We start from the raw sequence: 17,730 nt of genomic DNA on the forward strand, positions 1-17,730 counted from the left end.
TACTTTTTCGGTATGGGCAATACCTTTCTACGGGTAGGGAAGAATTTTATAAGGACACCATGGGGGGTGGTTATTTTTTAAGTTCCATATGTAAGGTGGGATACGGCTTGCCCAAGGAATCCAATTTCGAACGTTTTATGGTTTCGAACCCACAATGTTCGTAAAATCCCACGGCTTGTTCATTTTGTTCGTTCACATCCACTTTTTTTACCTCCATATGTGCAATGGCATATTGCAATAGTGTTTTCCCTATTTTCTTCCCCCTGTATTGGGGATCGATGAAAAGCATTTCCAAATTTTGATCCGCCACTCCAAGAAAACCGACTATTTTACCGCCATCGTCCCTCATACATCTCAATGCAACGGCATCTAAATAGGTGTTTAAAATCAGTGGTTTGAAGTATCGGATATCTTCCTCTTTTAAGAAGTGATGGGTTGCCCGGACAGAAGCCTCCCAAAGTTCAACGATCTGTTTATATTCGCTCTTTTTAACCGTATCTATTTCCTTGTCCATTGGTGTTCTACGCCTAAGGTCGTGTGTCATGCATATTAGAAGGAATAAGATAGTGATTTTTTAAATGCCTTTCCACCCCTTGGGAAACCATGGTCCATCGATCTATTGTACTATTTTAAAAATAAGAAGGGCTATACAGGTAATCAGGGCCGTATAGGGCAAACCAATGGGATAGTTTTTAATCCCTTTCGGAATTTCCTTTTCCCTTTTTTTTATATGGATCAAGGCGATATTGAGCACCGTAAATACGATAAGAATGATAAAGCTTGTCGCTTCTGCCAAACCAACCAGCGGAAAGAAAAGTGCTAAAACCAACACTAGGGCAGTTGCAAATACCGTGGCCTTTATGGGGGTTCGGGTTTTTGCATTTATCCCTGATAAAAATCGGGGTGCTTTTTTTTCCTTACCCAAACCATAGAGGACCCTTGACGACATTACGATTTGTACCAAGGCCCCGTTAATGCCCGTAAGTACACTTATCAAGAGAAAAATAAATTCCACAGTGGTCCCATCCCCTTCAATGATCTTGGCCAATGGTGCGTTGGCCATGGCCAGTATATCGGGAGCAACGGTCAATACCATGGTCGTGGATACAAGTAAATAGAGTATAGTGGTACAAATAACAGCCAAGATCATTGCTTTTGGCAATACTTTCTTTACGTTTTTCACTTCTTCTGCCATGTTTACCATGTCTTCAAAGCCAATAAAAGCATAGAAACTGAGGAAGGCCCCCGATAGTATCCCGATAAGGGGGAACCCACTGCTGAAGTGGGTTTCCAAGTCTGAAAGGATATTCGGGATTTGGCCCAGGTTCTCCCCTTTGGAAAATAGGATATAACATAAGGCCCCAACCTCGATCAGGGTAATCACCAAAACGACTTTTACCGATTCGCCGATCCCCCAGGCACAAACAATTCCCATAAGTATGACCAGGACAGTGATTCCGATCGCTTCGGGAACCGTGATCAAGTCTTGCAAAAAACCAATTGTGGCTACGGAAAGGGTAGCTGCCGATACCACGCCGGTCAGGATTACCAACCATCCTACCAATCCGGAAAACCATGGATAATGGAAGGCTTCCTGGGCATATTTAGCTTCCCCGGCGCTTACGGGATATCGCGATGCCAGCTCTGCGAATGTGAATACATTGAGAAAAGCCAAAACCCCGGCAATCAAAAAGGATAGGGGAGCGGCCATTCCGGCCATTCCGGCCACTTTGCCCGATAAGGCATAAAAACCACCGCCTACCATGGTACCCAGTCCATATAGAAATAAGGCAGGTAAAGAAATAGATCTTTTTAACGTCGTTGAATTCATTTTCCGAAATACCGTCCACGAACAAATTAGGCCCTTTTAAAGGGCTTGACCGATGTTTTAATGGAATGTTGATGCTATTTAAAATAACATATTTGGGTTGCACTGGCAATGATCAGCCGAAAATCCATTAAATAAATGCCAATAAAATGAATTCAACCGGAGTTCCCTTGGGCCATGATTCATAGAGCGGCCCAATACTCCAGGTCATAGGGTGCGATGTTTTTTCTTTTCGCCAATACTTTCGGGCACCGTTTTGATTCGGCTTGTAGCTTGTGTTTATAGGGCCTTGACCAATAGGGGCGATATGAAAATCGCCAAAATCAGGCTTGTTTGGCTTTGGCGGGGACAATGCCAAGGATCACCTTGTGGAGTAAATTATTTCTAAAAAAAAACGGTAAGCAAAATGGAATATATTGTTGGACTCTAGAGAGCAGTACCGGGGATTTTCATGGGACACATAGGCACAAGCCGTGTTTTAATGGGGTGCTTTGGACAAATCCACTATTCTTTTTGCCAAAACCAAAGTAGGATCTATTAGTTCAACCGTTTTTTCCCCGACTTTGAGTTCCTTGGTTTGCGGAAATAGCAGGGGCAGTTCCGTGCAACCCAAAATAATTACCCGGGCCCCATTTTCAATGAGATAATTGGCTCCCTTAAGGATATGTTCTTTACAAACCCCTTCCGTATGGCCTGCTTTTACGCCGTATTCCCCATAAATGCTTTCCATTACATCAGCCTGATGCAGTTCATCCGGAAAAATGACCTGAAGTCCAAAATGAATGAGAGCATTGTAATAAACCTTGCTTTGAACGGTACCACTCGTTGCCAATAACCCTACATGGGTTCCCTTGCCGAAATTCTTTACAATATATTCTGCCGTGGTCGTTATCATGTTAACGATGGGTACATTCAGGTGTTCCTGTATTTGTTTGACAAAGGCATGCGCGGTATTGCATGGTATTGCAATGGCATCCGAACTGGCCGCTTCCAATTTTTTACACGTTGAAAACAAAGCAATGGTCGGGTCTGTTTGGTTTTGGATCAAATTGGCCGTTCTGTCGGGGATTTGAGGATTTTGCTCCACGACCATCTTTATGTGGTCCTGGTCTTTTTTTGCGGGTGTGTTTTGAATGATTTTATTCATTAAATCGACCGTTGCCGAAGGTCCGACCCCTCCTACGATACCAAGTTTGAATGGTTTGGCATGCGGCATGTTCCCTTTTGCCAAAGCGTAGTTCGCATAAACCTCATTAACGTCTATAATGGGAATCCCCCTTTTCCAAAGTTGATTGACAAGGAGCGAAATTTCGGTTACACAAGGTAAAATAACTTCACAACCTTTTGCTTTTAGCCCTATACAGGCCTCGTATATGTATTCTAAAGGCAAACCATCCAAGTACCCGTTTTTTATTCCTGCTTCTCCGTATAAAGCCTTCATTAAACGGGCCTGATTCTCAGGATAGACCAATTCAAAATCCTGAAAATATTTTTTCAGCAAGAAGGAGTCTTTCACAAAGTTGGAGGTCAACACCCCGATTTTTGTTCCTTTTTCAAATCTGGAATCCAGGTAATCGGTAATGGCCTCAAAAATATTGATAATCGAAATGGATGTTTCTGTTTGTAATTCCTCTATAAAAGAATGACTGGCAAAACAGGGCAGCAAAATTTTAGACACATTTTTTTGTTCAAAATTCTTACAAATGGAAAAGGTGTAAAATTTCCTGGATTTGATATCCTGCTCTTCATATAGGGCAGATTCAATCTGGCTATAGGGTTGTTGTTCAAAAATGAAATGGTAATTCTTTTGGTGTTTTAAAACCTCTTTGTTTTTTAGGAGCTTAAAAAATAAATCGCCACCAGATAATGTGCCCAAGCCACCGATTACCGCTATTTTATCCATTCGAATTATAATAATTATCCGTTCCGATCATGAACCATCGATCTAGCCAATGTTCACACTATCGGTAACGGGGTGTAACCTTTAGTTACGGGTTCAAAATTACGTTTTTTCGGGGAATCACCGACCTTGGAATTTCCGACCGACCAGGCTTTTGGACCTAGGTGGTTTCGCTTGCGCCTTGTGTAAAGATTCGGCCCTTTATAAATGCCGTAAAAATGATTCAAGTCATTACATAAAGTGTGGATTATTCTTAAAATGATGTAGCAATTCCGGAAAATGGGATTACGCATTAGCGTAACTATCGAATCATAATCGGTAAAATAAATTCATTATGAAAAATATAATCTTATGGGCCATTTTAGGATTGTTCCTAGGGGCCCCGAATACCGCACATGCACAGATTCTAAAGAAACTCAAAAAGAAAGTTGAACAAAAAGTCGAAAAGGAAATCGACAAGACCACCGACAAGGAAGAAGAAAAAGACCTCAAACAAGTGGATAGTATTCAAGGTATCAAAAAAGAACCGGCGCAAGTGGTCAACAATGAAGTACAACAACCGACAAAGGCAGCCGAGCTGACCTTAAATTGGTCGAAATACGATTTTGTGCCGGGGACCAAGGTCATTTATGATGATAATTTGGTAGGTGAGGAAAACGGTGAATTTCCGGCGCGATGGGATTTGATTCGTGGCAATGTTGAAATTGCCGAATTCGGTGGTGAAAATGTGATCATGTTTCGTGATGGTGCCCCGACCATAGTCCCGTATATGAAAAATGCTTCGGAAGACTATTTGCCGGATGTATTTACCATTGAATTCGATTTGTACTGTGGGAAAGATAATTTTGTCATCTATTTGTTCGATAGGAAAAACCAAAAATCGGGAAGTCCCACAGGTTACACGTATTTCAATATAAAATTCGACCGTATGGAAATGGGGAGGTCGGCCAGTAGGTTGCCGCAGGAAAACCTTGAACAACGAAGATGGATACATGTTGCCATTGCCTATACGAACGGAAAATTGAAAGGATATATAGACCAAACCCGTTTGATAAATATCCCAAGAATTGATTTCGATCCCAAAGGGGTTTCATTACATAGTTATCATTGTAGCAACGACAACTTATACTACGTAAAAAATTTTCGAATTGCCGAAGGAGGGGTAAAATATTACGACCGTGTAATGCAGGATGGGAAAATCATTGCCAACGGTATCCGTTTCGACACGGGCAAGGCCACTTTAAAGCCGGAGTCGATGGGAATCATTAATGAGATCGTACAAATGATGCAAGAACATCCCGAACTTAAGTTCAGTGTAGAAGGCCATACGGATAGTGATGGAAGTGATGCCGATAATCTGGCGCTTTCCGAAAAACGTGCCCATACGGTCAAAAGCACCATGGTTCAACTGGGTATATCGGCGGATCGATTGACTACGGCAGGATTGGGTGAGTCCGCACCCATCGATACCAATGGAACACCGGAAGGGAAAGCGAACAACCGAAGGGTGGAGTTTGTGAAACAGTGAGCTGCGAACCAACCTGTATTGTGTTCTGGTGGCGTCTGAAATAAGGTGCAGGTCGTACCTGTAAGAAAAGGGTTTATGAAAAAGGTTCAAAACAATCGTAATTCCTTTGTCTGAATATTTTACCTTCCTTAAACTCAAAGACCTGGGCGAAATATGCGGTCATTTGTCCGTTAGCCCCAATATTTCCAATGGGCATGGCCAGTGTACCCCGCCATACGCATTCCAACACTACGGTATTCTCGACTGAAATCAGGTTCTTGATTTCGTAGGATTCTTTGGTTAGTATTTTGGAACCTTTATCCGAAGCCTCTTTTAGTTCTGGTAGCGTCCGTGTTGTACGTTGTTTTGTTAATGCATTGGGAAATTCGATTTGTTGCGAATCAGGATGGTAAAAGCCATCAGGTTCCTTTGAAGACTTTCTGTTTTCCAACATTTTCAAAAATTCAATTACGGTATTTTCGTTTGCGGTCAGTTCACTTTTATTCATCGCGATAAGGTTTCAAATAGTTAACACACTTGTCGTTTTTTGGTCTTCCATTCTTTGGCAAGCATTGCATAGACCAAATCATCTACCCATTTTCCGTGAAAAAACAATCCTTCGACAAAATGGGCCTCCTTTCGAAATCCCAATCGCTCGATCAGCGTAATGGATTTAAGATTTTCGGGGTCAATCGATGCAGTAATCCTATGTTTGTCCAAAGAGTTGAATAAATAGTCTATTACGGCCCATAAGGCTTCGGTCGCATATCCTTTTCCATGAAAATCCTTATGAAGTGTATAGCCGATTTCGACTTGTTTGTTTTCCGGGTCCGAATTTAAAAAGTGAATGCCGATATCCCCGATCAATTGATTTGTGGTTCTTTCGATAATGGCGAGTTGAAACCAGGTTCCCGGAATGTTGATAATGGGTGACGAGTTGGTTATGAATTTTGCAATATCGTCCACTGACTTGGGAATCGAGCTTAAGTATTTATTGGTTTGTGGATCTGAGCGGTAACTGAAAATCGATGCTTTATCATCCATACGGATGGGTCTGATATGCAATCTATTTGTTCCGCAGTTCATTGTTTTTTTCTTTTTTTTCGTGATAAGCCACTAATTAAAAAGGTAATGCATAGTAGTAGTAAAAAATATCGGAGTACAGTGGGTTCACCAAATATTGCGGTAAATTCGACAATCAGGTAAACCACAAAGAAAAAAGTGGAAAGAAATAAGTGGTTATTCGATTTCATAGTACAGTTTTTCCCATTAAGCCAAGTTAAAAAAAATTGATGGACTTCGTAAAAACATGTAACCTGTGAATAAGTCCAAGGCCTGTAATGTGCATAGGGGTTATGCCTGTCAACTTAGCGAAAAAAGTCGGTGATGATCATAGCCGTTCGCAAGATCGATCATAACTTGTGGTATGCAGGGGAAAAAAGCAATATCAGGAAAAGCCCTTCAACGATATCCGAACGAACGGGTAATGGAGTAGGATTTTTAAAGACGCATGAATAGGGCCGGATCTGGCTTTTAGGTATACGATAGGTTAAGGAAGACCTGCCAGAGCTTGTAGGAATCGGTATTATTTATGGTGGCTATTAAGGACTTGAGCCATGGTAGTGAACATTGACAGCGGTTGTTTAATTTAACCACATTTTTTCCCTAAATGAAGAAAGGGTCTATAGGCATAATATTTTAAAACTTCCTCCAAAGCCATTTTAAGCGCTTTGTTTATAGGTAAAATGATATTTCCCAAGTTAAAATCTATCTGATTCAATTGCATATAGTACGCTGTAAATACAGGTACATATAGTCCTTTGGTCATTGCTTCGGTGGTTGAACTATAATTTTCGGCTTGGCCTTCCTTGATGATTTTGCATGTGGCCAGTCTTAAATTTCCGTATTTATCAGTATTGGCGGCAAATCCAAAAAGTCTACAAATTAAACCCCGGTATTTGTAATTTCCACAACTACCTTGATCAATAATGGATAATGGTTTGTAGATCAAACAGGTTGAACTTTGGGTTTTATTAAGCTTAACGATCGTCTTTTCGGCTTCTCCATTCAAAAATAAGTAAAATGCCCATGGTAAAAATTCCAAAGGGGAAGCTTCTATAGTTGGGTAAGTACAACATTTTCCACAGCCAGCAACACAACTTAGCCCTGATGTTTTCCCAAACTGAACGGTTTCTTGTTCTAATTTGGAAAAAAGGTTTTCCACTAATCGAACCTTTCGCTCTATCGTCATTATTTTTTATCGAAGATAGACTTAATATTCCTACGAAGGTCGATTTATTTTTGAAAAGAAATCAATCCGATGTCATGGTCACAGGTTTCCATCGATAGTTTGCCAAGAAGATCAAGGTGAACTAAACCTAGTCTCGTCCTCTAATATGCCTACAGGTTAAAATTGATCTTTCGCTGATAATTTATATAGCCTATTCGGTGTTTTATAATCTAAATATAAATGTAATCTTACTTCAATGCATTTTTTGCAGCTCTTTTTGCATGAGCCACGTCAGCAAAGGTTTGGTTGCAAATACGATCTGCGATTCAGCATACTTTTATCGTTTCACAAGTAAATAATACATTTAAAGTTAAACATTTATTCGTCCCGAATACTCTAGTCTAAACTGTCCGGTTTAAAGGGAGGAGGTCAATTTAATATAACCGTCAGTTACGGGTTTTAAGTTAATGTTTTTCGGTTTTGCACTGACGCCCGCAATGTGGAATGGATTCGGACTGCCTGTCCCGAACGGGTTTGGGGGTAGTCGAATCTGCCGTTCCGAGCAAAGCGAACAGTAAAACAAATTGCGGTTATACATCGTGGTATACGGTGCATTGTCAATTCCTTATTTCACTTTTGCGCATAGGCATTGAGTCAATGATTCTAAAAAGTTTTTCTTTTAATAAAACTTCATTTTGTTTGAATTTTATTCCTCCATCCAATCCAATGAGAATCACTTCAAAGTCCTCGTTTTTGTCCAGGATATTTTGAGGCGTAATTTCACTGACCTTTCCTGAATGAACCGAACCATTATTTGTAAAATTGATTGATGAGAATTCATCTTGTATTACCTTATATAAAACGATTTTTCTCTCTTTAAGTCCGTTATTCGAATTCTTGAATTCATTGAGCTGTTCATAGAATTTTTCAGAATCGGAATTTAAGGTTTTTACAATAAGGATTCTATTTTTCCACTTATGAGCATTCAAGTCCTGTCCATTGGAATTGGCACATAAAAAACCAACAATTAGGAATAGTATTTTATGGATTATCGAATTTTTCATTGAGGTTTATCGATTACTTTTTGGCACTGTATACAGCGGTTTTGTGTTTGATTTCGTTGCGGAAAATCATCCTTGATTTTTCGACTTAGACTAAAGATAGTTAATTGCGATCGGAATTAATTATACACTTCTTAAGTTTGTTTTTATTTAAAGTCGTCGGTAAAATGTCCTTTATGCTTTCCTTTTGATAGCTTTTCGGCATTATACTTTTTCGATTCCCCTTTCGGTATTGACAAACTTTGCCATTCGTTCCCTTTCAACATTTTTCCAATAAATATGATTTGTCCGATGTGGGAGGAATAATGAGTCAACTGTCTATTAACCGCTTGAATAACGGTGTGCTCTTGATTTCGGATGTGGATTTTTGTTTCAAAATTCCTTTCGTTAAGGGATTCAATAGCCTTAAAAAGGCAACCCCAGCCTTCTTCCCATTTAGCATTAAGTTCGTCTTTGGATTTTATAACTGATTCAAATTCCAAATCCCTATTTCTCCATTTTTTCCCCATCAGCGTTCAGGAAGTCGGTCCATCTCGATTTCATATTACCCCATAGATGATTAACGATTACAGCAATTGAATTTGATTCCTCATTGAAACTCCAAAACAGTTCTTTTTCGGTCAGTTGTTCGAAAGTTTTTTCACCTAGCGACTTATAAAATTCAAATTGCTTTCTAGAACTCAATAAATATTCAGATACAAGCATTTCGGTGCGTTTAAATTGGTTACAAAGGTTCGGTTATGGGTAGTTATGCCTGCCTGCAAGTAGGTGGTTTAGCGGACAACTTAGCAAGTTCACACCAAACTGAAAATCCGCGAAGATTTTCAGAAGTAGGCGAGAACAGGCAATTACTTATAGCCATTGTGCCTGTTGCACAAGTTAAGAAAAAAGTCATGGTGGATCATTGCCGATCGGGAAAGGGATGCTTTAGTGAACCTTTTAAGATAATGATTTTGAATTTTGAACTGTGCGAGAAAAGGTGAAGCTTACAGATGCACCTCTCTACCATCGGCTATAATCTGAAGAAATACCTGAAATTCATCGGAAACCGATCAAAAAGTGGGGCAGGTCACCTTGCCTTAAGGTATTTGAGGAAAACATCTTCTAATACTTATCCGGAGCCTTTTCAAAGCATGGGAATTTAGCTTCCCATTTCTAACTTGACACTGAAAAATACCCTTGAAGTGGCTTATATGAAGCAGCTTTTTTCGAATTAAAGGCTTGTGCAACGGTTACTGGTGTTAGCAAATCGTTTTTTTTAAGTCCAAGTCCAAAGGAATTTTACTTTGTATTATGAATTTGATAATTCTTGGATTAAATAACTTACCCGGAATTATTTAGGCAACAATCGTACTTTTTGTAAGTTTATTGCTTTCCATTCATTATGATTTGGCTTCAAACGTATGCTATAATCACCCGCTTTTTGGATAACAACTTCCCCGACATTTACTGTTTTATAAGATGTGAATCCATCTGTTGCGGGTAGTTTGGTCTTAATTGTCTGTTCTGCAACAGTTAATTCTATAGCACTTTCTTCTTCTGAGGCTAGGTTCATCAAAATGGTATATGTACCTGCTTTATCAACAGTGAAATCCCAATCTACAGTTGCTTTTTTATTTAACCATTGCTCTATACAGTCGTTCACTTTATTATAAGTCACATGAGAGCCTATCACATTATTAATTATGGATTTTTGAGCAGGTAATAGAATGATTCCATCTTCATTTTGTTTGATCTTGTCTGCATCGCTTAGCACAGGTTTACCGTTCAATGTTAGTACAATAACAGAGCTTATGGAATCTAGAGCTTTGCCTACTAAAGATATTGTGGTGCCTTGCTCATCCGTTTTGGTTTTGAATTCCTTAGACTTATCTACAAGCAAGTTACAAGATTGTACTTTATTGGTAATAGGAATAAATATCTTTCCGTTTTCTGGCCAATCAAAAACGTTTAGATAAAGTGTGGTATTTTTTCCTTTGTTAAGTGTAGTGATACGACCCCATTCAGGTGTACGGCAAGGACTAGCACTTGTTCCATAGATCGATTCACTATTTTTATTCATCCATTCTCCAATATTTTTTAAACGTTCAACACTTGGTTCGGGAATTAACCCTTCGGCAGTTGGTCCTACGTTAAGAAGGAAGTTTCCGCCTTTACTGGCAATGTCAACAAGATTTTGTATTAACGTTTCGGCAGACTTCCAGTTGTGATCGTAACTTTTATATCCCCAAGTGTTGTTCATCGTCATGCACGATTCCCAATCGCCAGGTAAACCAGTACCTGGGATGAATTGTTCAGGAGTGCTTATGTCACCATCGTAGTCTCCACCCAGTCTGTTGTTATGAATGACTCCCGGAGCAAGTTTTAATAATGGTAAGAATTGTTCCGCACGTTCTTTGTTCATTCCACGTGGCGTATCCCACCATAATATTGCAGGTTGGTACTGTGTTAAAATTTCCTTTACCTGCGGCACTGCAATATTTTTTATATAATCATCCATATCATGTTCCTGAGCTGGATCCCACTTGCCTTTTTTATCCTTGCCTCTAGCTGAGCCACCCTGGTTCCAGTCCTGAGCTTGAGAATAATAAAGTCCTAACTTAATGCCATGTTTTTTACATGCCTCAGCCAGGGGTGCAATCAGGTCTTTTCCGTAGGGAGAAGCGTCGACAATATCCCATTCCGAAACTTTAGAGTCGAACAGTGCGAAACCATCATGATGTTTAGAAGTAATAACAATATATTTCATGCCTGCATCCTTGGCAAGTTTTACCCAAGCTTCTGGATCGTATTTAACCGGGTTAAATTCCTTGGCAAAGCGTTGATAATCTGCCATTGGAATGCTTGCATCTGACATAATCCATTCGCCATATTTCCCTGCTTTTTCTCCTTCGTATATTCCAGCTGGTACAGCATAAACGCCCCAGTGTATAAACATTCCAAATCTTGCGGCACGAAACCAATCCATACGCGCATCACGTTCAACTTCTGTTTCATTGGCATAAGGGTCAAGTGAATCAATGGTAGATTGTGAATATACAGTACTCTTAATTAGCATGATTACTGCAAAACTTAGTATTAAGGTTCTCATAGTTTTACTCTATTGAATATTGAAAGCATGATTCTTATTAAATAATTATATCATTTTTTTAATAAGAGTTAATGGATCTTGATTCAGACACTTAAATTGAATCTATTTGTTAAAAGTATCAATACTCAGAGTTGAAGAATATAAAACTAAATTCAAATGTTATAAATTATCTCCCATATGTATCGAAAGGTAAAGTAGATTTATACCAATGATTGTGTTAATGAAATAATTTGAGATCAAAACAAAACCTATTTTGGAATGAGGTCTTTTTTCGGCGGTATTGTTTTTGATGACTTTCCGTAATTGACTAATATTAGATGAATTTTTAGTGCATATATTTCAGGATAGGTCAAAATGTTTTACAACGGTTCGGCTATGATCTGTTGCGGAAAACGTCCGTAGGACTTTTCCGCCCGGTTCCGAGCCATTGTTAAAGATATGGATTTCCAGCCTGCCACGCCAGAGGCGTGGTTAGGAAATCCACCGTGAGCAATTGATTATAGGTATTGTTGGCAACTGGCTTTTATTCTATATGATACCATTCATATTCAGTGCCATTCCAAAAAATAATTCCGCCTCCATGAGATTCCTGAACGCTCATATAAATTCCATTGCCTATTAATTCGAAATTAAGGCTTTCATCTTGTCCAATTATATCGCCAGTTTCAATATCTACTAAAGTCGGCGAAACCACTTCTCCTTTTGGAAGAGTTTCGAAAACTTCAATCCAATCCAAATCAGTCATTTGGTTAACCTCATTACCAGCTCCAAAAACGAATTTTTCTTGGTCTTTAGAATTATGAATTATTAGAACACCAATTTTTTGATTGTTTTTGTTTTTAATGAGTGATGCAAAGTCCGTTTTATTATCTCCGTTAAAATCTCCAGTAAGATTATTATCAGCAATTAATTCCAAGGAATCAGGGACTTTGGTTAAATCAACCTTTTTAGTCGGCTTATCTGCTAACTCTGTGATTTCTTTTTTTGGTTCAGATTTTTGAACCGCTTTTTCTTTGCAAGATGAAAAAGATAAAATAAGTACTAAAAATGTTATTGGTAGTCTCATTATTCAGCTTGTTGCCAACGTCTCGGCTATGATCTCGTTGCGGGGAAATCCGTCTGGATTTTTCCGCCCAAGACCAAGCCATTGCCTAAAGTTAAGGATTTCCGCCTAGGAAATCCGCCCGCAATGGATTATAGGTATTGTTGTAGTACGTTTTTTATTCCTAAAATTCAATTTCCTCTATATCCTCTGGTCCATTCTGAGGAGGGGGTGGTGGTGGTGGTGGGGTTTTAATTCTTTCATGTAGCCATATGTTAATATTTGTATTATCGGTAATCTTAGAATAAACCTCAGTAAGTCTATCCAGAGTTTTGGGTAAATTATCTAGTCCAGTTGAGTCATAAGAAATGTAAATCAATATTTTATCTGGTCTATCACTTAACATTGGATTTTCCCCATTGTTTTCTATTTCTCTCCTTAAAATACTTGTTAAACTGTCTAAAGGATATAAATCATCGTAATACTTGCCAATTGAGTCGTTATGTATTTTAATTGTATTTTTTTGCTTAATTAGAATACATAAATATCGTTCCCAACAAGGATTTTGGAAGTATATTGTTTTTATTATTTTGTCAGTTTTAAGGGTTATTTTTGGTAAGCTGTCCTTACAGGCGATTTCTTCAGTTCTAATTAAAAGATCACGAAAACTTTTAAATTCGCTCAACTCCATTGCCAATCCCAAGCTATCATTTTGGCCTTTCAATTTTCCGAAATCTATTGCGGTTAACCGCTCTTTGTTTTCAGCCTGTTCAAAATCCCGACAACTAAGAGTCACCAAAATAATTGAAACAAAAAATGATATTTTGAGATTAACTTTCATTTTTCCAAAATGTACTACAACGGCTCGGCTCGTATGTTTGTTTCTTTAGTTGAAGATAAGATATTTAGCACAAAAAAGAGTTTATAAAGAAGAGTGATTTCGTGGTTGGGCTAGATACTAAATAGAGATATCATCGCTTAGGTTTACACTCTTCCCAAGCTAATGCTTTAAAGCATTAGCTTGGATACTTAACAACAGGCTTAAATAGGAGGGACAGCGAGGTCTCGGCTAGATACATTCAGATGATATCGTTTCATAGGTTATCCGCCCTTCTATAATTTTCTTGGAATCTGAACAGTAACTAGATCCTAAAAGTGCAGAGATCGAATCAAATGCGAGCAAAGATGCTAAAGAGAATTCTAGCTTTAAAAAATAGGATATGGAAAAGCAGCTAAAACAAAGTTTAGGTATCGATGTTTCTAAGTTGAATTTATCATTGTCATTAGGTTTTCTAAGTGAAAGGCTGGTTAAGGAATTTAAGTCCCATCCAGATGTGCCCAATGATGTCTCCGGTTACAAGGAGCTTTTAAATGGTTAAGCAAATCTATTGATAGTAATGTTGAGTTGTTGGTCGTCATGGAAGCTACAGGAGTTTACCATCAGGGTATTGCCCATTATTTGCATAAACAGGGTTATGCTGTTTGTGTAATGCAATCGGGTCGTGTAAAGCGTTATGCCCAGAGTTTGGATCAACGTTCGAAGACTGATGCATTGGATAGTAGGATGTTGAGCATGCTTGGTCTTGAGAGATCTCTTCGTCTTTGGCAACCACCCAGTAAAGAACTACAACAATTAAAAGCATTGAGCAGGGAGCGAAGTTCTTTGTTAAAGGACAGGACTATAGAGAACAATCGCCAGGGAGCCATTGAATCGAGTGTTTATAGTAATTCTAAAGCCTTAAAAAGGCATAAGAATAGACTGAAACTTTTCAATAGTCAGATAGAACTGATAGAACAAGAAATGCAAGAGCTTACCTCCAAAAATGAGGTGTTGGAAAGAAAGATAGGTTTTATGACAAGCATTCCCGGTATATCCTATATTTCCGCCGCTACGGTTATTGGAGAGACCTTAGGGTTTGAATCCATAGTGAACGCAAAACAACTGACGAGTTATGCAGGTTACGACGTTATATTACGTGAATCAGGTAATTTCAAAGGAAAAACAAGGATCAGCAAAAAGGGGAACAGTCATATCAGGGCCGCCTTGCATATGCCATCGATGACCTGTGTACGTTGTAACCCGACTTTAAAACAATTCTATAACAGACTTAAGCCGAACAAGGCAAAGCCGCTGGTGGCACTTGTAGCGGTTCAGAGAAAATTATTAATATTGATGTACACCTTGTGGAAAAACGAAGAAAATTATGATGCGGAATTTGAAATAAAAAAGCAGCAAAAGAATGAAACTCTTGCTGCCCGGGATAACAGTTTGATAAATCAACCTATTTTCTAAATTATTAAAGAAAAAACTTGTTTTTTGACACAGTACCTATGATCTGTTGCGGAAAACGTCCGTAGGACTTTTTCGCCCGGTTCCGAGCCATTGTTTAAAGTTAGGGATTTCCGTTAGGAAATCCACCGTAAGCAATTGATTATAGGTTTTGTTGGCAAATCGTTTTTATTTTTTCCATCCCTTATAGGTAATCACTAGTCCAAAAAGTCCCAATAAAATCCCGTACAAGAAGTCATTCGATTCTTCATATTCATTTAAAAAAATTAGTTTGTCCATCTCCGCATTCGTTAGCACGTTAACCTCCTTTTTCCCGTAAATTGTTTCGCAAATTAATCTATTGCCCTTTTTTACGAATACTTGTCCATTATATTGTAATTTATAATATCCGCCTCTCCGTCCAAGATTATCACAGTCCATTGGCGTTTCAAGCACTTTAGCTGAAACAACATTATTATCCTCGGTTATTCTCTTTTTAACAATTCCATTATTCAATATGATTACAGTAATTATGAGCATAAATAGTCCGCCGATAATAAGTCCTTTGGTTAAAATAAATGTTAGGATTTTTGATTTCAATTTAAAAGTTCTAAATGTTTGCCAACGGTCTGAGCTATGAGTAGTGCGGAGGCGGATCTGCGCTTGCCATTCCGTCATGCACCAAGCAAAAGCTTTGGGTTTTCTTTTTTCTTTATTATCTCAAAAGCAAAATCGAAAAGATTTTGCGACTTCATAAATATAGACAAAACTTGGGATTGGACACCAGGCCCGCATTACTTCATAGGTTTTGTTGCCAAATCGTTTTTCTTTTTCCGTCCGAGTAAAAGCTGGCGCTCTGCTTGCGTTTTGAGTGCGTCTGAGTAAGAAGGCTTTGCGAACCCCTCCGTAGCCCTCCGAATCAAGCTAAAATCCATTTGCGCCTGAGTGTTACATCTAGGGTGCGGTCGAGTTTTAATAAACAGAATTTGGGATAAAGGATGAACTTTTCTAATTGAACCAAAATGTTTGGCAACGGCTCGGCTATGATCTGTTGCGGAAAACGTCCGTAGGACTTTTTCGCCCGGTTCCGAGCCATTGTTAAAGATATGGATTTCCGTTAGGAAATCCACCGTAAGCAATTGATTATAGGTATTGTTACCACAAGTTATTTTCTAAGTTCGATTATTAATTTGAACACTTCGAGGTAATCTTTTATAAACTCTAATCTACGGTACTGGTCAAACCAATGATATTCAATTCCAAAACTTAAGACCTTTTGTGTAAAGGGTCTTTCATAGTTTATCAATATTGTCCCAATTCCATCCGAATATCTTTTCATTGTAGGTTTTGGCAATGCTTTTATTTTATAACTTTTAATGTGTTTTCTGAAAAACAAATACTCAATATAAATCCGTTCATTTGAAATAGCATAATGAATTTTTGACCTACGGTATTTATGCAGTTGAATATGAATTATTCCACCGAATGCACTTAAGAATAAAAGAAGTAAGCCGAAAATTCGAAAAAATATGGGAGTATTATTAGTCCAAACAACAAAATTCCAAAGAATAGCAAAAATAAGGGCAAATAATCCAGAGGCCACAAGGATAAAAATATGTGTTTTGCTTAACCCATTCTTTTCGGGTTGACCTATCCACAAAATGGTTTCTTCTTGCTTTAAAAACTGGTCAAATCTACTTTTCAAGAGTACTATTTATAATTTGTGGTAACGGTTCGGCTATGGCAAGTAGGGCAGGCAAGGAAACTTTTCGTTTCCGTCTGGTCTGCGAGCCAGAGCTTTTTGTTTTGTAATTATTTTTACTTTTTTAATTGCCAAATTTTGAATATTTCGCTATCGCGTAATTTTCAATTTGGCGGACCCAGCAAATACGCCCAAGCCTTTGAATATATCACTTTTTGCCGTATTTGCTATAGCCATTGTTGTGCGTTCGTTTTTAATTCAGTTCGTATTCCATCAATCCTTTTTTAAGCTCTTCCGATTTCAAAAGCGTTTTCCTTTCCAAATGAGCAAATCCATATTTATTCCCCTGAACAAAGGCAGGTAAATAATCTTCTCCTAATTCCAAAATTATTCCAACATCCATTAAGTTTGAAAATTCTCCGTTTACTTTTTTAGCTTCATCTGAATTCGGCTTGCATATAACTTCATCGTGATAGCTACTTGTAGTTCCGTCGAGTAATTTTTCGATTTCACTTTTACTTGTTCCCGCTATTTTGCTCAGCATTCTGTTCCATTTAGAGTCGATTTTTTTGACTTTCGTAGGTTCAGTTATTGAATCGGTAAAGTATAATAAAGTCCGAACGGATTTGATGTCATTTATTGGTTTGTTTTCTACTATTACTTTTGCATTTTTAGAAGGTAAGTAACTGTTTTTAAATTCTCGAACTTTTACAGTCATAGCTTCGTCCGTCTTATTTTGTGAACTGGCAATTTCAGGTACACATTCCAATTCGACATAATATTCCTCATACTCAAATATGACTTTAATAAATTCGGTCCATATTCGCTTTGGTTCAGAGTTTTTAAGCCTCTGAATAATGTCTTTTTCTATTTCGTTAAATATGTAGTTCAATTTCTCTTAAATGACGCACAACGGTCTCGGCTATGATTTCGTTGTGGAATCCTCCGCAGGATTATTCCGCTTAGAAATCAGCCATAAATTAATACTTTTATTTTGGTGTGGCACAAAACCACAATGAATTATAGCATCTATGTAAAAGCAGTAAGTCGAGTATCTTTAAGATGAACTAAAAATTAAAGATATGAACACTCAAATTACT

The 17,730-nt window shown here is 38.3% G+C and carries 17 protein-coding genes and 1 pseudogene; 4 read left to right on the forward strand and 14 right to left on the reverse strand.

The window, feature by feature from the left end:
* Positions 1-70 precede the first annotated feature (70 nt).
* From PHU20_RS18560 to cuyB, 3 genes are all read right to left on the reverse strand, one after another.
* Entirely contained in the window at positions 71-544 is a 474-nt protein-coding gene (locus PHU20_RS18560; RefSeq protein ID WP_274826911.1) for a GNAT family N-acetyltransferase, read from the reverse strand.
* Between the two features lie 72 nt (positions 545-616).
* Positions 617-1,831, reverse strand: a complete 1,215-nt coding sequence (locus tag PHU20_RS18565) for an APC family permease (protein WP_274826912.1) — start codon at positions 1,829-1,831, stop codon at positions 617-619.
* Positions 1,832-2,306: 475 nt separating this feature from the next.
* Positions 2,307-3,731, reverse strand: a complete 1,425-nt coding sequence (gene cuyB, locus PHU20_RS18570; protein WP_274826913.1) for a cysteate racemase — start codon at positions 3,729-3,731, stop codon at positions 2,307-2,309.
* Between the two features lie 331 nt (positions 3,732-4,062).
* Here cuyB and PHU20_RS18575 point away from each other — a divergent pair, with 331 nt between their 5' ends.
* Positions 4,063-5,256: an OmpA family protein gene (locus PHU20_RS18575; RefSeq protein WP_274826914.1), complete on the forward strand. Its 1,194-nt coding sequence runs from the start codon at positions 4,063-4,065 to the stop codon at positions 5,254-5,256.
* 73 nt (positions 5,257-5,329) lie between these two features.
* On the opposite strand, the gene PHU20_RS18580 is transcribed toward PHU20_RS18575, so the two are convergent.
* The 8 genes and pseudogenes from PHU20_RS18580 to PHU20_RS18615 form a co-directional block, all read right to left on the reverse strand.
* Positions 5,330-5,743, reverse strand: coding sequence for a nuclear transport factor 2 family protein (locus PHU20_RS18580; RefSeq protein ID WP_274826915.1), 414 nt, complete (start codon positions 5,741-5,743; stop codon positions 5,330-5,332).
* A 20-nt stretch (positions 5,744-5,763) separates the two neighbouring features.
* Positions 5,764-6,321: a GNAT family N-acetyltransferase gene (locus tag PHU20_RS18585; protein WP_274826916.1), complete on the reverse strand. Its 558-nt coding sequence runs from the start codon at positions 6,319-6,321 to the stop codon at positions 5,764-5,766.
* A 562-nt stretch (positions 6,322-6,883) separates the two neighbouring features.
* Positions 6,884-7,486, reverse strand: a complete 603-nt coding sequence (locus tag PHU20_RS18590; protein WP_274826917.1) for a YkgJ family cysteine cluster protein — start codon at positions 7,484-7,486, stop codon at positions 6,884-6,886.
* A gap of 596 nt (positions 7,487-8,082) precedes the next feature.
* Positions 8,083-8,529 carry a DUF4174 domain-containing protein gene (locus tag PHU20_RS18595; protein ID WP_274826918.1) on the reverse strand — a complete coding sequence of 149 codons (447 nt, stop codon included), beginning with the start codon at positions 8,527-8,529 and terminating at the stop codon, positions 8,083-8,085.
* Between the two features lie 143 nt (positions 8,530-8,672).
* Positions 8,673-9,231: pseudogene (locus PHU20_RS20190) on the reverse strand (DUF1572 family protein).
* Between the two features lie 628 nt (positions 9,232-9,859).
* On the reverse strand, positions 9,860-11,617 hold the full coding sequence (locus PHU20_RS18605; RefSeq protein WP_274826919.1) for an alpha-L-fucosidase: 1,758 nt from the start codon (positions 11,615-11,617) through the stop codon (positions 9,860-9,862).
* 523 nt (positions 11,618-12,140) lie between these two features.
* Positions 12,141-12,683 carry a hypothetical protein gene (locus tag PHU20_RS18610; protein WP_274826920.1) on the reverse strand — a complete coding sequence of 181 codons (543 nt, stop codon included), beginning with the start codon at positions 12,681-12,683 and terminating at the stop codon, positions 12,141-12,143.
* Between the two features lie 160 nt (positions 12,684-12,843).
* Entirely contained in the window at positions 12,844-13,500 is a 657-nt protein-coding gene (locus PHU20_RS18615) for a hypothetical protein (protein ID WP_274826921.1), read from the reverse strand.
* A gap of 379 nt (positions 13,501-13,879) precedes the next feature.
* Here PHU20_RS18615 and PHU20_RS18620 point away from each other — a divergent pair, with 379 nt between their 5' ends.
* Positions 13,880-14,038: a hypothetical protein gene (locus PHU20_RS18620; protein WP_274826922.1), complete on the forward strand. Its 159-nt coding sequence runs from the start codon at positions 13,880-13,882 to the stop codon at positions 14,036-14,038.
* A gap of 29 nt (positions 14,039-14,067) precedes the next feature.
* Positions 14,068-14,952: an IS110 family RNA-guided transposase gene (locus PHU20_RS18625; RefSeq protein ID WP_274826928.1), complete on the forward strand. Its 885-nt coding sequence runs from the start codon at positions 14,068-14,070 to the stop codon at positions 14,950-14,952.
* 165 nt (positions 14,953-15,117) lie between these two features.
* Here the strand turns inward: PHU20_RS18625 and PHU20_RS18630 are convergent, their stop codons facing one another.
* Positions 15,118-15,528: a hypothetical protein gene (locus PHU20_RS18630; RefSeq protein WP_274826923.1), complete on the reverse strand. Its 411-nt coding sequence runs from the start codon at positions 15,526-15,528 to the stop codon at positions 15,118-15,120.
* 36 nt (positions 15,529-15,564) lie between these two features.
* On the opposite strand from PHU20_RS18630, the gene PHU20_RS18635 reads away from it, so the two are divergent.
* Complete coding sequence (locus PHU20_RS18635; RefSeq protein ID WP_246999558.1) at positions 15,565-15,813, forward strand: hypothetical protein; 249 nt, start codon at positions 15,565-15,567, stop codon at positions 15,811-15,813.
* A gap of 280 nt (positions 15,814-16,093) precedes the next feature.
* On the opposite strand, the gene PHU20_RS18640 is transcribed toward PHU20_RS18635, so the two are convergent.
* Positions 16,094-16,633 (reverse strand): hypothetical protein, encoded by a 540-nt coding sequence (locus PHU20_RS18640; protein WP_274826924.1) that lies wholly within the window; start codon positions 16,631-16,633, stop codon positions 16,094-16,096.
* A gap of 250 nt (positions 16,634-16,883) precedes the next feature.
* A complete protein-coding gene (locus tag PHU20_RS18645; protein ID WP_274826925.1) occupies positions 16,884-17,522 on the reverse strand; it encodes a hypothetical protein in 639 nt (212 codons plus the stop codon).
* Positions 17,523-17,730: the final 208 nt, after the last annotated feature.

The organism is Maribacter polysaccharolyticus, from assembly GCF_028882255.1.
Taxonomy (GTDB): Bacteria; Bacteroidota; Bacteroidia; order Flavobacteriales; family Flavobacteriaceae; genus Maribacter_A; species Maribacter_A polysaccharolyticus.

What these genes read in the sequence shown, in the direction of transcription:
- PHU20_RS18620 (WP_274826922.1), top strand. Translation starts at nt 13,880, where the DNA reads ATGGAAAAGCAGCTAAAACAAAGTTTAGGTATCGATGTTTCTAAGTTG.
- PHU20_RS18610 (WP_274826920.1), bottom strand. Translation starts at nt 12,683, where the DNA reads ATGAGACTACCAATAACATTTTTAGTACTTATTTTATCTTTTTCATCT.
- PHU20_RS18590 (WP_274826917.1), bottom strand. Translation starts at nt 7,486, where the DNA reads ATGACGATAGAGCGAAAGGTTCGATTAGTGGAAAACCTTTTTTCCAAA.
- PHU20_RS18585 (WP_274826916.1), bottom strand. Translation starts at nt 6,321, where the DNA reads ATGAACTGCGGAACAAATAGATTGCATATCAGACCCATCCGTATGGAT.
- PHU20_RS18605 (WP_274826919.1), bottom strand. Translation starts at nt 11,617, where the DNA reads ATGAGAACCTTAATACTAAGTTTTGCAGTAATCATGCTAATTAAGAGT.
- PHU20_RS18580 (WP_274826915.1), bottom strand. Translation starts at nt 5,743, where the DNA reads ATGAATAAAAGTGAACTGACCGCAAACGAAAATACCGTAATTGAATTT.
- PHU20_RS18560 (WP_274826911.1), bottom strand. Translation starts at nt 544, where the DNA reads ATGACACACGACCTTAGGCGTAGAACACCAATGGACAAGGAAATAGAT.
- PHU20_RS18575 (WP_274826914.1), top strand. Translation starts at nt 4,063, where the DNA reads ATGAAAAATATAATCTTATGGGCCATTTTAGGATTGTTCCTAGGGGCC.
- PHU20_RS18615 (WP_274826921.1), bottom strand. Translation starts at nt 13,500, where the DNA reads ATGAAAGTTAATCTCAAAATATCATTTTTTGTTTCAATTATTTTGGTG.
- PHU20_RS18635 (WP_246999558.1), top strand. Translation starts at nt 15,565, where the DNA reads ATGAGTAGTGCGGAGGCGGATCTGCGCTTGCCATTCCGTCATGCACCA.
- PHU20_RS18565 (WP_274826912.1), bottom strand. Translation starts at nt 1,831, where the DNA reads ATGAATTCAACGACGTTAAAAAGATCTATTTCTTTACCTGCCTTATTT.
- PHU20_RS18595 (WP_274826918.1), bottom strand. Translation starts at nt 8,529, where the DNA reads ATGAAAAATTCGATAATCCATAAAATACTATTCCTAATTGTTGGTTTT.
- cuyB (WP_274826913.1), bottom strand. Translation starts at nt 3,731, where the DNA reads ATGGATAAAATAGCGGTAATCGGTGGCTTGGGCACATTATCTGGTGGC.